Below are 316 nucleotides of genomic sequence, written 5' to 3'. Positions count from 1 at the left end.
GACCGCCTCGTCCGACAAACGGTAAGCGTGCTGGAGATAAAGCAGCCCTGCGACCAGCCGCGGCTCTGTCGCAGGGCGACCCTTGCCAGACGGGAAGAACCCCGCCCATTCCCGCTCGAACACGTCCCAGTCGATCATCGCCGCCAGCTTCACCAGCTCGTGCCGCGGATCGATCATGTCAACAAGCCGCGGACGCAGCAGATCATCCTGTTCTTCAGCGCGCGGGCGATGCTTCATGGGCAGAACCGAAATTGCAGGGTTTCGCCGCAAATCATACAAAACCCTGCAGGCCATGGCGAGAAAAACCACAGCGTTT

At 60.8% G+C, this 316-nt stretch carries 1 protein-coding gene; it reads right to left on the bottom strand.

Going from position 1 to position 316, the window contains the following annotated elements; translation table 11 throughout:
• Nucleotides 1-237, bottom strand: a 237-nt coding sequence (locus C5F48_RS24640) for a transposase (protein WP_502525987.1), incomplete at its 3' end; no start/stop codon positions are given.
• Nucleotides 238-316 lie beyond the last annotated feature (79 nt).

The organism is Cereibacter changlensis JA139 (assembly GCF_003034985.1).
Classification (GTDB): Bacteria; Pseudomonadota; Alphaproteobacteria; order Rhodobacterales; family Rhodobacteraceae; genus Cereibacter; species Cereibacter changlensis.
The sequence above is the reverse complement of the archived record's forward strand: the minus strand, read 5'-3'. Positions and strand labels throughout refer to the sequence as shown.